This window comes from Corynebacterium afermentans subsp. afermentans (assembly GCF_030408355.1).
In the GTDB taxonomy this organism is placed as follows: domain Bacteria; phylum Actinomycetota; class Actinomycetes; order Mycobacteriales; family Mycobacteriaceae; genus Corynebacterium; species Corynebacterium afermentans.
Genome location: NZ_CP046606.1, coordinates 1,297,331 through 1,311,046, shown reverse-complemented (window position 1 = coordinate 1,311,046; position 13,716 = coordinate 1,297,331). Strand labels below are relative to the sequence as shown.

The following is a 13,716-nucleotide window of genomic DNA, read 5'->3' as shown; positions in this document are numbered from 1 at the left end:
ATCCCTGGTAGTTTAATTCCGTCGCACGGTGACGTGGAGAAATGCGGTGCATAACGCGCTCCGCAGCACCGTTGCAGAGAAAAGCAGTGTTAGACTGTGCCGAACGTGGCGAATTGCACCGATGATATTCGGCGGAGTGCGCCCCGGATCCGGCACATGTCGGACTGGATAAATGTTCGTAACTATCACATGGAGGAACCCGTGGCACTTCCACAGTTGACCGATGAGCAGCGCAAGGCAGCACTTGAGAAGGCTGCTGAGGCCCGCAAGGCTCGTGCCGAGCTGAAGGCATCCCTCAAGCGCGGCGAGACCACGCTGAAGGACGTCCTGGACAAGGCTGACACCGACGAGATCATCGGCAAGACCAAGGTCTCCGCACTCCTCGAGGCTATGCCGAAGGTGGGCAAGGTCAAGGCTCGCGAGATCATGGAGGAGCTGGAGATCGCTCAGACCCGTCGTCTGCGCGGCCTCGGCGACCGTCAGCGTCGCGCGCTGCTCGAGCGCTTCGGCTACGAAGAGAACTAAACGTGTCCGAGGTGGCTCCCCGCGGACAGCTGGTCGTCCTGGCTGGCCCGTCTGCGGTGGGAAAGTCGACGGTGGTGGGCGGCCTTCGCAGTGCCGTACCGGATTTGTACTTCTCCGTCTCCATGACTACCCGCGCACCGCGTCCGGGTGAGGTGGACGGTAAGGACTACTTCTTTGTCACCCCCGAACACTTCCAGGGCCGAATTGACCGCGGAGAGATGCTGGAGTGGGCCGACATTCACGGAGGCCTGCAGCGCTCCGGCACCCCTGCCGGTCCGGTGCAGGAGGCTATGGAAGCCGGGCGGCCCGTTCTCGTCGAAGTTGACCTAGCAGGCGCACGCAACATCAAGCGACTATTGCCGGAAGCACGGACCGTGTTTTTGGCGCCGCCGTCGTGGGACGTGCTCGTTCAGCGCCTCACCGGGCGCGGCACTGAGACTCCCGAGGTGATTGAGCGCAGGCTCACCACCGCCCGGAAGGAGCTCGACGCTCAGGGCGAATTCGACACCGTGGTGGTCAACGACGACGTGGATGCGGCGGTGGCGGCCATCGCCGGCATTCTTCAAGGCACATCTTCCAACAACAGTTAGCGAGTGGGTTACACGTGAGCAACACAACTAAGGATCTGTCCGAGACGTCCGCTGCCGAGGAAACCCCTCAGCAGGACAACGTCTACGACACTCCGGAGGGCATTACGGCGCCCCCGATCGACGAGCTTTTGACGAAAGTGTCGTCGAAGTACGCGCTCGTCATCTTCGCAGCGAAGCGTGCCCGCCAGATCAACAGCTTCTACCAGAATTCCGAGGACGGTGTCTTCGAGTTCGTGGGACCGCTGGTTTCCCCGGAGCCGGGCGAGAAGCCGCTGTCGATCGCTCTGCGCGAGATCGAGGCAGGCCTGCTCGAGCACGAGGAAGGCCAGTAAGCCTGTCGCGCAGCAGTAGCGCACGGTAGGTCACCGCCGCCGCCCAGCAACACCGCTGGGCGGCGGCGGTTTTGTATGCTTGGGGCTCATGAGCGAAGCCCAGAACCCGGCCCAGAACCCGACGCAGCCGCTGCGCGTAGTCATTGGAGTCTCCGGCGGGATCGCCGCGTACAAGGCGTGCCACCTAGTTCGGAACTTCAAGGAGGCGGGGGACGAGGTCCGCGTCATTCCGACCACAAACGCGCTGAACTTCGTTGGCGCTGCCACGTTTGAAGCGCTGAGCGGCAACCCGGTGGACACCGGCGTCTTCACCCGCGTAGACGAGGTGCAGCATGTGAGGGTAGGACAGGAGGCGGATCTGATCGTCGTCGCGCCCGCGACGGCGGACCTGATTGCTCGGGTGGCCGCCGGGAGAGCAGACGACCTGCTCACCTCCACAATCCTCGTGGCTACGTGCCCGGTGGTGCTGGCGCCTGCCATGCACACGGAGATGTGGCTCAACCCAGCGACGCAGGTAAACGTCGCAACGCTGCGCGAGCGCGGGATTACCGTGCTCGAACCCGCGCACGGGCGGCTCACCGGTAGAGACACCGGCCCTGGGCGCTTGCCGGAGCCGGATGTGATCGCCCAGCTAGCGCGTACTGTGCTGCGTACGAACGGCGCGAATGCGTTCGCTCGGACGCTTGCGGGCAAGCGCGTGCTGATCAGCGCGGGTGGCACCCAGGAGAACATCGATCCGGTGCGCTACATCGGCAACCGGTCCTCCGGCAAGCAGGGCTACGCCCTGGGGGACATCGCCGCGCAGCGCGGCGCGAAGGTGACCATCGTGGCGGGCGCGACCGACGAGCTGGAACCGCCGTCGGGCGCGGAGGTGGTCAAGGTCGGCTCCACCCGGGAGATGCGGCAGGCGATGGTGGATCGCGCACCGGACGCTGACGTGGTGATCATGGCGGCCGCGGTGGCAGATTTTCGTCCAGAAGCGGAAGCGAACACGAAGCTGAAGAAGGGGCAGGCGGACGACGCGTTGTCCACGATCCGGCTCACGGAGAACCCGGACATTCTCAAGGACCTCGTGGACATGCGCGAGGCGGGGCAGGTCGCCTCGACCATCATCGGTTTCGCCGCGGAGACGGACAACGAGCTGGAAAACGGCCGCGCGAAGCTCAAGCGAAAGGGCGCGGACATGCTCATGCTCAATTCCGTGGCCGGCGGCGGCGTGTTCGGGCAGGCCCGCAACCGGGGTTGGCTGCTCAGCGCCGACGGCGGCGAGGAGGAGATTCCGGATGGCACTAAGCACGAGGTGGCGGTACACATCTGGGACGCGATAGAGCGTCTCGCGCTGTGAGATTGCACATTTAGACAGCTTGGTCTATCGTGGGGATGACTTATCGACGTGCCGTTCCCGTTTCAGCCCGTGCAAAGCTGAGCCGCCCAGCAGGTGCGCCGGAACGCAACCCGTCCGCCCAGATGCAAAGGAAAGACTGCTTTGTCCACTGATACGTACTTCCGCTTGTTCACAAGCGAATCGGTCACTGAGGGCCACCCCGACAAAATCTGCGACGCGATCTCGGACGCGATCCTGGACGACATGCTCGCCCAGGACCCGGACGCGAAGGTGGCCGTGGAGACCCTCGCCACGACCGGCCAGGTACACGTGGTGGGAGAGGTGCGTACCTCCGCCTACTCAAACATCGCCCGGATCGTGCGCGAGAAACTGGTGGAGATCGGCTTCGACTCTTCCGAGGTCGGCTTCGACGGCCGCAGCTGCGGCGTGAACATCGCGATCGGGGACCAATCGGCGGAGATCCACGATTCCGTGGTGACCTCCCAGGAGGTCCGCGAGAACACCTCCACCGGCGCGGAGGACCAGACCGGCGCGGGCGACCAGGGCCTGATGTTCGGCTACGCCACCAACGAGACCCCGGAGTTCATGCCGCTGCCGATCTCCACGGCGCACCACCTGGCGCGCCGGCTGTCCCAGGTGCGCCACGAGGGCATCGTGGATGGGCTGCGCCCGGACGGCAAGACCCAGGTGACCTTCGCTTACGACGGCCAGACCCCGGCATTCATTGACACGATCGTCATCTCCACGCAGCACGACCCGGACTTCACCGGCGAGCCGCTGGAGGCGGCGCTGCGCGAGCACGTGATCAACTGGGTGCTCAAGGACGCCGACCTGGAGCGTTACTACCGCGAGGACACCAAGGTGCTGGTCAACCCGTCCGGTTCCTTCATCCAGGGCGGACCCATGAGTGATGCAGGCCTGACCGGCCGCAAGATCATCGTGGACACCTACGGCGGCATGGCCCGCCACGGCGGCGGCGCGTTTTCCGGCAAGGACCCCTCAAAGGTGGACCGTTCCGGCGCGTACGCGATGCGCTGGGTGGCTAAGAATATCGTCGCAGCGGGCCTGGCGGAGCGCGTTGAGGTGCAGGTGGCGTACGCCATCGGCCGCGCGAACCCGGTAGGCCTGTACGTTGAGACGTTCGGCACCGCCACCGAGGGGCAGACGGACGAGAGCATCCAGCAGGCGGTGGAGAAGGTCTTCGACCTTCGCCCGGAGGTGATCATCCGCGAACTGGACCTCAAGCGCCCGATCTACGCGCGAACTGCCGCGTACGGCCACTTCGGCCGCACGGACATCGACGTGCCGTGGGAACGCACCGACAAGGTCGACGACCTCAAGGCCGCCGCCGGCGTCTAATCCGTCTCCGTCTTTCCCTCCGCCTGGTGGTTGCGCCAAGCGGCTTTTTCTCGCTCGGAGCGTTTATGGTTGCGCAGCACGACCACGCCGGCGACGATGCCGATGACCACCGGCAACCAAATCCTGGTGTACTCCAGCAGCCACAGCACCCACTCGGGCACCTCGGGCAGGTCGAGATCTGGCCAGTTGATGTCGGGCAGGGGCAAATTAAGCTCCGGCAGCTCAGGTACCGGCAGGTTCATGTGGGGCAGTTGCCAATCGGGGAGGTCCGGCAGGTCCCAGTCAGGCAGAAAACCCAGCAACCACTTGAGAAACCGGGAGAGGATTGGGCCGAGCAGCAGCACGGCGAGCGCCCATCCGCCCTTGCCCAAGCCTTCGGCCATGGGGATCAGGGTGCGTTTGAGCTCGCTGGACTCCATGGTTTCGCGACGGTGCGCGCCGCGTGAGCCGGCGGGCGGGTCGAACTCCACCACCGTGTCGCCTTCGCGAAACTCCACGCTGAGCAGCTCATCCAAGCCACTGACCCGCAGCTTCAGGTGTGGCTTCGAACGGTCGAGTCCCACCAGCATCGGTGTTTCCAGCTCGTCTTTCGGGCCGTCGCCGAACAGCGGTAGACGGGTGCTGTTGACGTCGTTGTAGCGGTGCTGCACCGCGCCGTCGACGCGCACCTCCATGCGCTCGGTGGGGTTTTTCGACCACAGCTGGATCCGCTCTTTGAACGAACTCTCCGCCGTCGCCAGGATGCCCGGCTTGTCCGCCTCCTCGCCGGGCCAGCTCGCGTCCTCTGCGGCGAAGTCGCGGTCAAAACCGACGCGGACCTCGATCAGGCCGTAGTCGGGGTGGTTGAGGCTCCAGGTTTCCATCGGTTACACCTCCGCATTGCTTCTAGACGAGCTGCCGCCCGCCAACGACCCCACCCACATCGCCGCCGCGCAGGCAAGCGTCACACCGATGGCATATATGAACGTGCCGTCGTTGAAGTACAAGGTCTTGGCAATCCAGAAACCCACCCCTGTCAGCAGTGGCAGGGACCAATTGCGGCGGAAAGCGATGCCGTCGATAAGCCCGGCGATGATGGCCACCCCGAAGATGACCCCGACCATCACCCACGGGTTGCGCACCAACGGGATGAGCAGCAACGGCCCGAGGGCGTAGGCAGCGAACATGGCATAGGGGATGGCTTTGACCCATCCTTTGCGGGCGTCGTTGTCCTGCTGTTCAGTCATGGGCAGGAGTATAGGAACTAATCCGCGCGCGTGTACACGTGACCGGCTTCGGGGCGCTTGATCATTTCGTCGAGCCCGACCGGCTTGAGCCCCTTGGCACGCAGGCCGTCGATGACGCACTCCGCCGCGTCGACGGTGGGCTGGTGGATGTCGTGCATGAGGATGATGGAGCCCTCGCGGGCACCTTCCACCGCACGCTTGCAGGTGGTGGTTGGATTGCGGTGCTGCCAGTCGGCGGTGTCCACGTCCCAGATGGCCAGCGACATGCCGCGCTCGCCGGCGGCGGAGGCCACGCGCGAATCGTAGGAACCGTACGGCGGGCGCATCCAGTGCGGCTCCACACCGGCCTGCTTCTTCAGCGCAGCGTTCGTGCCGTCCAGTTGGGCGACGATTGCGGCATCGGACTGCCTGGCCAGGTCGGGGTGGTCAACGGAGTGGTTGCCGATGGTGTGGCCCTCGTCGCGGATCCGGCGCAGAATCTGCGGGTAGGCGTTGGCGTTGCGGCCCACCACGAAGAAGGTGGCGTGCGCGTCCTTGCGCTTGAGGATATCCAGCAGGCGCTCGGTGGAGCTGGGGACCGGGCCGTCGTCGTAGGTGATGGCGACGCAGTTGTAGCACTTCGGCGGCACCGGCGAAGGCGAGGGCTCCTGCGCGGGTACCACGGTGACGTCGGCCGGTTTCGCCGGCTCCGGCGGGCGCAGGTGCGGGGGCACGGCCTGCTTCACCTGGTCAGGCAGGCCGTCGAAGGCGCGGCGCCAGCCGTCCTCCGCGGCGCTGCGTGCGTGGTCGGAGGAGCCGGTGATGAAGGCGGAGCTGCCGTCGATAGGCGAACCTGCTCCCTGTGCGAGGATGGGGCCGAAGGAATCGCCGGGGATGATCTGCGTGCCTTGCCGCAGGGCCAGCTGCGTCACTTTGGCCGCATCAGCGGAGGCGGGGGTAGGCGAGATCGCTACAGTGGCGAGGAGGGCGGCAGAGGCGACTACGGTAAGCAGGCGTTTCATCAGGGGGCCAAGTCTTTCAAACGCGCGTGAGGATAATTCTTTCAGTCTTATTAGTACTCCAAACAAGCCCGGAATGGGCGATTGGGGTGCTCGCGCCCGGAGGCGGTGTCGGGCGGTGGTTTAGAATCCGGGGTCATGTCTGACACGCCCGCCGCCGAAGCCCCAATCGCGCGCGTGTTGCCCATGCTCGGTCTCGCGCATCTGGACAGGCCCTTCGACTACCTGGTGCCCTCTCAGGATGCGGACGCAGTGCAGCCCGGGGTGCGGGTGCGCGTGCGCTTTGCGGGGCGGCTCGTGGACGCGGTGGTGCTCGAGCGCGCCTCGCAATCGCGGCACGAGGGGTCGTTGCGCTTCATCGAGCGGGTCATCTCGTCGGAGGTTGTGGCTCCGGCGAAAACGCGCGAGCTTATCGACGCGCTCGCGGACCGTTACGCGGGCGTGCGATCCGATATCTACCGCTCGGCTATCCCGGCGCGCCACGCGAAGGCGGAGGAAACGGACACCTCCACTCCCTGGGAGGATTTGGGGGAGGCCGGGGAGCCGGATTTGTCGGCGTGGACCGCGTACACCTTTGGCGAGTCTTTCGTGGACGCGGTTGTGGCTGGCAAGATTGCGCGGGCGGCGTGGCAGGTTGCACCTGGGGACGACTGGGCGGCAGCGTTGGCGTCGCTGGCGGCGAAGGTGGCGTTGGACGGGGCGGGCGCGCTGATCGTGGTGCCGGACCAGAAAGACGTGGACGCGTGCGAGGCGGCGCTGAAAGAGATCGTCGGGGCGCGGCAGGTGACAACGCTGACGGCATCGCAGGGCCCGCAGGCGCGGTACTCGCGCTACTTATCGGTGCTGCACGGGCAGGGTCGGATTGTGGTGGGCACGCGCTCGGCCGCGTTCGCTCCGGTGGAAAACCTGCGGTTTGCGGCGCTCATGTTCGACGGCGACGACAACCTGGTGGATCCGCGCGCGCCGTACGTGCACGCGCGCGAGGTGCTGACCACGCGATCGGCGCAGGAGGGGTGCTCGTTGATTCTCGGCGGGCATGCGCGCACGGCCGAGGCGCAGCTGCTGGTGGAATCCGGGTGGATGCATGAGCTGGTCGCCCCGCGCCAGAGCTTGCGCACCCGTTCGCCGTACATCCACGCGGCGGGGGATTCGGACTTTGAGATGGAGCGCGACCCGCGCGCGAAGCAGGCCCGCCTGCCGTCGTCGGCGTTCCAGGCGGCGACACGAGCGCTCGAGCGCGGTGCCCCTGTGCTGTTCCAGGTGCCGCGCACCGGCTACATCCAGTCGCTTGCGTGCGGGCAGTGCCGGACTCCGGCGCGCTGCCGGTGGTGCAACGGGCCTCTGAGCCTGCCTTCGGGCGGCGAGGCCGCGGCGCCGACGTGCCGGTGGTGTGGGCGGATGGACCCGGCGCACGTGTGCCCGGCCTGCGGCTCGCGCAGGCTGCGCGCGGTGGTGCTGGGCACGGAGCGCACGGCCGAGGAGCTGGGGCGTGCCTTTGCCAAGTACAAGGTGATCACCTCAGGCGGCGAGAACGTGCGTGCGCAGGTGCAGCCGGGCCCGGCGCTGGTGGTGGCCACGCCGGGTGCGGAGCCGCATGTTGAAGGAGGCTACGGTGCGGCGGTGCTTCTGGACGCCTGGGCGCTGATGCAACGGCCGGACCTGCGCGCGGTGGAGGACACCTTTGCCAAGTGGGTGGGGGCGGCCACGCTGGTGCAGCCGCATAGCGCTGGCGGGGAGGTGGTCGTGGTGGCAGAACCCTCGCTGCCTGTGGTGCAGCACTTGATCCGCTGGGACGCGCGCGGGTTCGCAGCCCTCGAGCTGTCACTGCGGCGCGAGGCCCGCTTTCCGCCGGCGGTGCACGTGGCGGTGGTGGACGCCCCGCGAGATGGGTTAGACGAGTTCTTCGCGCGCACCGAGCTACCCGAGCACGCCGAGCTGCTCGGCCCGGTGGATCTGCCGCCGGGGGTGCGGCTGCCGGGCGAGTGGAACCGGGAGGCGCTCGGGCCTGCGCAGCGGATGCTGGTGCGCACCCCGCTTGCCGGGCGCACCGCGCTGGGCAAGGCGCTTCGAGCGGGCGCGGTGGCGTGGACGACAGCAAAGCAGGACTTGCCGCTGCGCGTCCAGGTCAATCCGGTGGACATCGGCTAGCTGGGTCGCGTGATTGGGCGTGGCACTACACTTGCACCCCATGGCTATCCGCGACATCCGCCTGTTCGGCGACCCAGTGCTCAACACCGCTGCAGCAGAGGTCACCGTTTTCGACGCCGCCCTCGAGCGACTGGTCGCCGACATGCTGGAAACCATGGACCACGCTGGCGGGGTGGGTCTGGCCGCGAACCAGATCGGGCTTGCGCGCCGGATCTTCGTGTTCGACTGCCAGGGCATGCGCGGACACATCGTCAACCCCGTGTGGGAACCGTTGGGCGACAAGATGCAGACCTGCGTCGAGGGCTGCCTGTCGGTGCCGGACGTGCGCGGGGAGGTCACCCGCCACAGGACGGTGGTGGCCCGCGGCCAGGACTGCTACGGGCGTCCGCTTACCCTGCGCGGCACCGGGTTGTTGGCGCGCTGCATCCAGCACGAAGCGGACCACTTGGATGGCGTGATGTTCATGCGCAGGATGGCACCGGAGCAACGCAAGGAAGCGATGGCGGCGATCCAGGCCGCCGACTGGAGCTAAGGAGAACGTTTTTATGCGACTCGTATTCGCCGGCACCCCCGAACCCGCCGCCGCGGCACTCGAGCGGCTCATCGCCTCCGACCACGAGGTCGTCGCGGTGCTCACCCGCCCGGACGCGCGCCGCGGCCGTGGGCGCACGCTGCACCCGTCGCCGGTAAAGGCGCTCGCCGTCGAGCACGGCATTGCAGTGCTCACCCCGGAAAGCCTCACGCGCGACGACGCCATCCGGCACCAACTGGAGGAGCTGGCGCCCGACGCGATCCCGGTGGTGGCCTACGGCAACCTCATTCCCGCGGACATGCTGGACATCCCCGCACACGGCTGGGTGAACCTGCACTTCTCGCTGCTGCCCAAGTGGCGTGGGGCGGCACCGGTGCAGGCTGCGATCGCCGCCGGGGACGCGGTCACCGGCGCGACCACCTTCCGTATTAACGAGGGCCTGGACACCGGCGACATCCTGGACACGCTGGAAACAGAAGTCGGGGAGGCGGAAACCAGCGGCGAGCTGCTGGAGCGCCTCGCCTACGCCGGAGCTGACCTGCTGGTTAAGACCATGAACGCGCTGGACGCAGGCACCGCGGAACCGACGCCGCAACCGGAAGAGGGCACCTATGCCCACAAGATCGCACCGGCGGACGCCCGGGTGGACTGGAACCAGCCGGCCGCGGTGATCGACCGCGGCATTCGCGCCCACACCCCGGCGCCGGGTGCGTGGACGATGCGCGGGGAGAACCGATTCAAGCTCGGCCCGGTCACCCCGACCGGGGAGGGCTCGTTGGCCCCGGGCGAGGCCGCGCTTGGCAAGAATGAGGTGCTCGTGGGCACCGCCGACGGCGACGTGCGGCTGGGCACGATCCAGCCGCCGGGCAAAAAGATGATGAACGCGGCGGACTGGGCCCGCGGGTTGGCCGCTGACGCGAAAGAAGGAGTGGTGTTCGAGTGAGCGGAGGATTCAGGTCGCGCTCCGCGGGGCGGCGCGAAGACAAGCCGGCGCACCAGCGCAACCGGAAGCAGGGCCGCGGTGCAGCGCAGCAGCCGCGCAAGCAGAGCGGTGGGCGCCAGCGCTACACGGTGAAAGGACGTCCGGCCAGCATCGGCGACCCGGCGCGCGAGGCGGCCTTCGAGGTGGTGCTGCGCGTCGCCCGTGACGACGCCTTTGCCAACCTCACCCTGCCCGGCATCCTGCGCGAGCGGAAGATCACCGGCCGAGACGCCGCGTTCGCCACCGAGCTGGCCTACGGCACGTTGCGCAGCCTCGGGGTGCTCGACGCGGTGATCGCGAAGAACTCTTCGCGGGAGCTTGAACGGATCGCGCCCGAGGTGCTCGCCGCGCTTCGCCTGGGCGCTTACCAGCTGCTCTACACCCGCGTAGGCGATCACGCCGCGGTGGACACCTCGGTGCGGCTCGTCGAGGCCGCCGGCCACGAGAAGGCGAAGGGCTTCGCCAACGGTGTGCTGCGTTCCATTGCCCGCGCGCCCGCCGACGAGTGGCTGCGCACCCTCGCCCCGGACAGCGAGCTGGGCGCGCTGGCGTTCACCCACGCCCACCCGGAGTGGATCGCGCGGTCTTTCGCGGAGGCTCTCGGCGACAAGCGCAACGAGCTGGAAGCCGCGCTCGAGGCGGACTCGGCCCGCCCGGTCGTGCACCTAGTGGCGCGCCCGGGGGAGGTCTCCGCGGAAGAGCTGGCGCTTAGCACCGGCAGCGAGCAGGGCAAGTACTCGCCGTACGCGGTGTACCTGCCGGAGGGGGACCCAGGCCAACTCGAGCCGGTGCGCGAGGGCCTCGCCGCGGTGCAGGACGAGGGCTCGCAGATCATCGCGCGTGCTGTCACCGAGGTCCCTGTCGAGCAGGATCAAGGCCGTTGGCTTGACCTGTGTGCGGGCCCCGGTGGCAAGGCTGCGCTCATCGGGGCGATCGCGGCTATCGACGCCGCGGCGGTCGACGCCGTTGAAGTCAGCCCGCACCGCGCGGAGCTGATCTCCAAGACGGTGCGCGGCCTGCCGGTGACCGTCCACACTGCCGACGGGCGCGACCCGAAGCTCGAGCCTGGCTACGACCGCGTCCTGGTAGACGCCCCCTGCTCCGGGCTGGGCGCGCTGCGTCGGCGCCCAGAGGCGCGCTGGACGAAGTCCGAAGACGACATCGCGGAGCTGACCCAGCTGCAGGAAGAGCTGCTCGTATCCGCCGTGAACCTAGCCAAGCCGGGTGGGGTGGTGGTCTACTCCACGTGCTCGCCGGATGTGCGAGAGACCCGGGGAGTCGTGGAGAAGCTCCTGGCGAAAGGCGGCGTTGAGGAGCTCGACGCGCGGCAGTGGGCCGCCGGCATGGAGGATGTGGGCGAGGGCCCGAGCGTGCAGATGTGGCCGCACCGCCACGGCACCGACGCAATGTTCTTCGCTGTGCTGCGCAAAAGCTAAGGTAGAACCCATGATTCAGATCGCCCCATCAATTCTGGCCGCGAACTACGCCGCGCTCGGCGACGACGTGCGCAAGGTGGCTAACGCGGACCTGATCCACGTGGACATCATGGACGGACACTTCGTGCCCAACCTCTCCTTCGGCCCGGACGTGACCAAGGCGGTCAACGGCGTCACCGACCAGTTCCTGGACATGCACCTGATGATCGAGGAGCCGGAGCGTTGGCTTGAAACCTACGTCAACGCCGGCGGCGACCGTCTCGTCTTCCACGTCGAAGCCGTGGGCGACCACGTCGCGGCCGCGAAGCAGTGCCGCGAGCTGGGCGTGCAGTCCGGATTTGCAATCAAGCCCGGTACCGCGATTGAGCCATACCTGGACGATCTGGAGCACTTCGACCAGGTCATGGTCATGAGCGTGGAGCCCGGTTTCGGCGGCCAGAAGTTCATGCCGGAGGTGTTGAGCAAGGTGATGGTGCTGCGCGACCGCATCAAGGAGGCGAGCTTGGACACCATCATCGGCATTGACGGCGGCATCGCGGGCGCGACCATCGCGCAGGCTGCGGAGGCTGGCGTGGATGCGTTCGTGGCCGGTTCCGCAGTCTTCGGCGCCGACAACCCGGCAGAGGCGGTGGAGCGCCTGCGCGAGCTCGCCCGGGAGGCGGCGCAAGGGTGACCGAGGAACTCGGCGCCTTCTCCGCCGCGATCGAGGCCGGCGAGTCCGTCCGGGGCGCCACCTCGCCAAATCCTCCGGTGGGCTGCGCGCTCATTTCCGCCTCCGGCGAGCTCATCGCCACCGGCGCGACCTCGCCGGCAGGCGGGCCGCACGCGGAGGTCAACGCCCTGCGCGAAGCGGGCGAGCGCGCCCAAGGTGCTACTGCCGTGGTGACCCTGGAGCCGTGCAACCACACCGGCCGCACCGGTCCCTGCTCTGAGGCACTCGTGGAGGCGGGGATCCGGCGGGTGGTGTATTTCACCGCCGACCCCAACGAAGCGGCCGCCGGCGGGGCCGATTACCTGCGCGCCCACGGCGTCGAGGCGAACTTTCAGCCGGTGCGGGTCGCGGCGCTGCAGCCCTGGCTGCGCTCGGTGCGCCTGGGCCGGCCGAGCGTGACACTGAAGTTCGCCTCCACGCTCGATGGTTTCACCGCCGCGGCGGACGGCACGAGCAAGTGGATCACCGGCGAGGATGCCCGGGAGCTGGTGCACGCGGACCGCGCGAAGCTCGACGCGATCATCGTCGGCACCGGCACCGCGATCGCCGACAACCCGTCGCTGACCGCGCGGTTCCCGGGCGGCACCTTGCGCGAGCACCAGCCGCGCCGCGTGGTGGTCGGCTCCCGGGAAGTACCCGAGGGCAACCTTACTCGTTTGGGCTTCGAGCAGTACGCCACACCAGCGGAGGCGCTAAAAGCCCTTTGGGAGACCGGTGCGCGCGACGTGCTGGTGGAAGGCGGCGCGGCACTCGCCGCGAGCTTTCTCGAGCTGAATCTGGTTGACGCGGTGCATGCCTACATCGCGCCCGCGCTCCTCGGCGCCGGCCGCTCGGTGCTGGACCACGCCATTGCAGGCACTATCGCCGACGCCCGCCGCTTCCGCACCACGCTCGTGCGGCCGGTGGGAAACGACGTGTTCATAGAAATGGAGAGAGATGTTTACGGGACTCGTTGAGGAAATCGGGGTGGTAGAGGAGCTTGAGCAGCTTGACGACGCCGTCCGGATCGCCGTCCGCGCCCCCAAAGTCACCGAAGATGCCGCACCCGGCGACTCGATCGCCGTGGACGGGGTGTGCCTGACGGTGGTGGACAGCGTCGACGGCACCTTTACCGCGGACGTGATGCGCGAAACCTTGGACCGCTCCCGGCTCGGCACCTACAAGGCTGGTTCCAGGGTGAACCTCGAGCGGGCGCTCGCCGCGGGCCAGCGCATGGGCGGCCACATCGTCCAGGGCCACGTCGACGGCGTGGCCGATGTGGTCTCGCGCACCCCGTCGGAGCACTGGGAGGTCGTGCGCTTCACGCTGCCGGAGTGCCTTGAACGCTACGTCGTCGAGAAAGGCTCCATCGCGGTCAACGGCACCTCGCTGACCGTCTCGGCGGTGGGCGAGGGCTACTTCGAGGTTTCGCTTATCCCAACCACGCTGCGCGACACCACCGCCGGCGAGCTCGCACCCGGCGACCCGGTGAACCTGGAGGTGGACATCGTGGCCAAATACGTTGAGAAAATGGTGCAGGGATAGGCTTGGA

General features: G+C 67.6%; 15 protein-coding genes. 12 read left to right on the top strand and 3 right to left on the bottom strand.

Going from position 1 to position 13,716, the window contains the following annotated elements:
* The first annotated feature begins 201 nt into the window (after window positions 1–201).
* From mihF to metK, 5 genes are all read left to right on the top strand, one after another.
* Window positions 202–525, top strand: coding sequence for an integration host factor, actinobacterial type (mihF, locus tag CAFEA_RS06260; protein ID WP_034999332.1), 324 nt, complete (start codon window positions 202–204; stop codon window positions 523–525).
* Between the two features lie 2 nt (window positions 526–527).
* Window positions 528–1,115, top strand: a complete 588-nt coding sequence (gmk, locus tag CAFEA_RS06255; RefSeq protein ID WP_034998871.1) for a guanylate kinase — start codon at window positions 528–530, stop codon at window positions 1,113–1,115.
* Window positions 1,116–1,150: 35 nt separating this feature from the next.
* Window positions 1,151–1,447, top strand: a complete 297-nt coding sequence (rpoZ, locus tag CAFEA_RS06250) for a DNA-directed RNA polymerase subunit omega (protein ID WP_289624555.1) — start codon at window positions 1,151–1,153, stop codon at window positions 1,445–1,447.
* 88 nt (window positions 1,448–1,535) lie between these two features.
* Window positions 1,536–2,792 carry a bifunctional phosphopantothenoylcysteine decarboxylase/phosphopantothenate--cysteine ligase CoaBC gene (gene coaBC / locus CAFEA_RS06245; protein WP_034998875.1) on the top strand — a complete coding sequence of 419 codons (1,257 nt, stop codon included), beginning with the start codon at window positions 1,536–1,538 and terminating at the stop codon, window positions 2,790–2,792.
* A gap of 141 nt (window positions 2,793–2,933) precedes the next feature.
* A complete protein-coding gene (gene metK, locus CAFEA_RS06240) occupies window positions 2,934–4,151 on the top strand; it encodes a methionine adenosyltransferase (RefSeq protein WP_063936765.1) in 1,218 nt (405 codons plus the stop codon).
* Here the strand turns inward: metK and CAFEA_RS06235 are convergent.
* The 3 genes from CAFEA_RS06235 to CAFEA_RS06225 are packed head-to-tail and all read right to left on the bottom strand — an operon-like array spanning window position 4,148 to window position 6,378.
* Complete coding sequence (locus tag CAFEA_RS06235; protein ID WP_063936764.1) at window positions 4,148–5,014, bottom strand: hypothetical protein; 867 nt, start codon at window positions 5,012–5,014, stop codon at window positions 4,148–4,150. The two genes, metK and CAFEA_RS06235, sit on opposite strands and share 4 nt — an antisense overlap.
* Window positions 5,015–5,017: 3 nt before the next feature.
* Window positions 5,018–5,377, bottom strand: coding sequence for a hypothetical protein (locus tag CAFEA_RS06230; RefSeq protein WP_063936763.1), 360 nt, complete (start codon window positions 5,375–5,377; stop codon window positions 5,018–5,020).
* Window positions 5,378–5,394: 17 nt separating this feature from the next.
* Window positions 5,395–6,378 carry a polysaccharide deacetylase family protein gene (locus CAFEA_RS06225; protein ID WP_063936762.1) on the bottom strand — a complete coding sequence of 328 codons (984 nt, stop codon included), beginning with the start codon at window positions 6,376–6,378 and terminating at the stop codon, window positions 5,395–5,397.
* Between the two features lie 135 nt (window positions 6,379–6,513).
* Between CAFEA_RS06225 and CAFEA_RS06220 the strand changes: the two genes are divergently transcribed.
* From CAFEA_RS06220 to CAFEA_RS06190, 7 genes are read left to right on the top strand one after another with little or no spacing between them, the layout of a single operon-like run.
* Window positions 6,514–8,523: a primosomal protein N' gene (locus CAFEA_RS06220; protein WP_063936761.1), complete on the top strand. Its 2,010-nt coding sequence runs from the start codon at window positions 6,514–6,516 to the stop codon at window positions 8,521–8,523.
* Window positions 8,524–8,563: 40 nt separating this feature from the next.
* Window positions 8,564–9,055: a peptide deformylase gene (gene def, locus CAFEA_RS06215; protein WP_063936760.1), complete on the top strand. Its 492-nt coding sequence runs from the start codon at window positions 8,564–8,566 to the stop codon at window positions 9,053–9,055.
* 13 nt (window positions 9,056–9,068) lie between these two features.
* On the top strand, window positions 9,069–9,998 hold the full coding sequence (gene fmt, locus CAFEA_RS06210) for a methionyl-tRNA formyltransferase (RefSeq protein ID WP_063936759.1): 930 nt from the start codon (window positions 9,069–9,071) through the stop codon (window positions 9,996–9,998).
* Window positions 9,995–11,473 carry an RsmB/NOP family class I SAM-dependent RNA methyltransferase gene (locus CAFEA_RS06205; RefSeq protein ID WP_063936758.1) on the top strand — a complete coding sequence of 493 codons (1,479 nt, stop codon included), beginning with the start codon at window positions 9,995–9,997 and terminating at the stop codon, window positions 11,471–11,473. The genes fmt and CAFEA_RS06205 overlap by 4 nt, the downstream gene beginning before the upstream one ends.
* A gap of 10 nt (window positions 11,474–11,483) precedes the next feature.
* Window positions 11,484–12,146, top strand: coding sequence for a ribulose-phosphate 3-epimerase (gene rpe / locus CAFEA_RS06200; protein ID WP_063936757.1), 663 nt, complete (start codon window positions 11,484–11,486; stop codon window positions 12,144–12,146).
* Window positions 12,143–13,141, top strand: a complete 999-nt coding sequence (ribD, locus tag CAFEA_RS06195) for a bifunctional diaminohydroxyphosphoribosylaminopyrimidine deaminase/5-amino-6-(5-phosphoribosylamino)uracil reductase RibD (protein ID WP_063936756.1) — start codon at window positions 12,143–12,145, stop codon at window positions 13,139–13,141. The genes rpe and ribD overlap by 4 nt, the downstream gene beginning before the upstream one ends.
* A complete protein-coding gene (locus CAFEA_RS06190; protein WP_063936755.1) occupies window positions 13,122–13,709 on the top strand; it encodes a riboflavin synthase in 588 nt (195 codons plus the stop codon). The genes ribD and CAFEA_RS06190 overlap by 20 nt, the downstream gene beginning before the upstream one ends.
* Window positions 13,710–13,716 lie beyond the last annotated feature (7 nt).

Bases quoted from the DNA above. Each gene is read 5' to 3' on its own strand.
- coaBC (WP_034998875.1), top strand. From the start codon at position 1,536: ATGAGCGAAGCCCAGAACCCGGCCCAGAACCCGACGCAGCCGCTGCGC.
- CAFEA_RS06235 (WP_063936764.1), bottom strand. From the start codon at position 5,014: ATGGAAACCTGGAGCCTCAACCACCCCGACTACGGCCTGATCGAGGTC.
- CAFEA_RS06230 (WP_063936763.1), bottom strand. From the start codon at position 5,377: ATGACTGAACAGCAGGACAACGACGCCCGCAAAGGATGGGTCAAAGCC.
- CAFEA_RS06225 (WP_063936762.1), bottom strand. From the start codon at position 6,378: ATGAAACGCCTGCTTACCGTAGTCGCCTCTGCCGCCCTCCTCGCCACT.
- CAFEA_RS06220 (WP_063936761.1), top strand. From the start codon at position 6,514: ATGTCTGACACGCCCGCCGCCGAAGCCCCAATCGCGCGCGTGTTGCCC.
- def (WP_063936760.1), top strand. From the start codon at position 8,564: ATGGCTATCCGCGACATCCGCCTGTTCGGCGACCCAGTGCTCAACACC.
- fmt (WP_063936759.1), top strand. From the start codon at position 9,069: ATGCGACTCGTATTCGCCGGCACCCCCGAACCCGCCGCCGCGGCACTC.
- rpe (WP_063936757.1), top strand. From the start codon at position 11,484: ATGATTCAGATCGCCCCATCAATTCTGGCCGCGAACTACGCCGCGCTC.
- CAFEA_RS06190 (WP_063936755.1), top strand. From the start codon at position 13,122: ATGTTTACGGGACTCGTTGAGGAAATCGGGGTGGTAGAGGAGCTTGAG.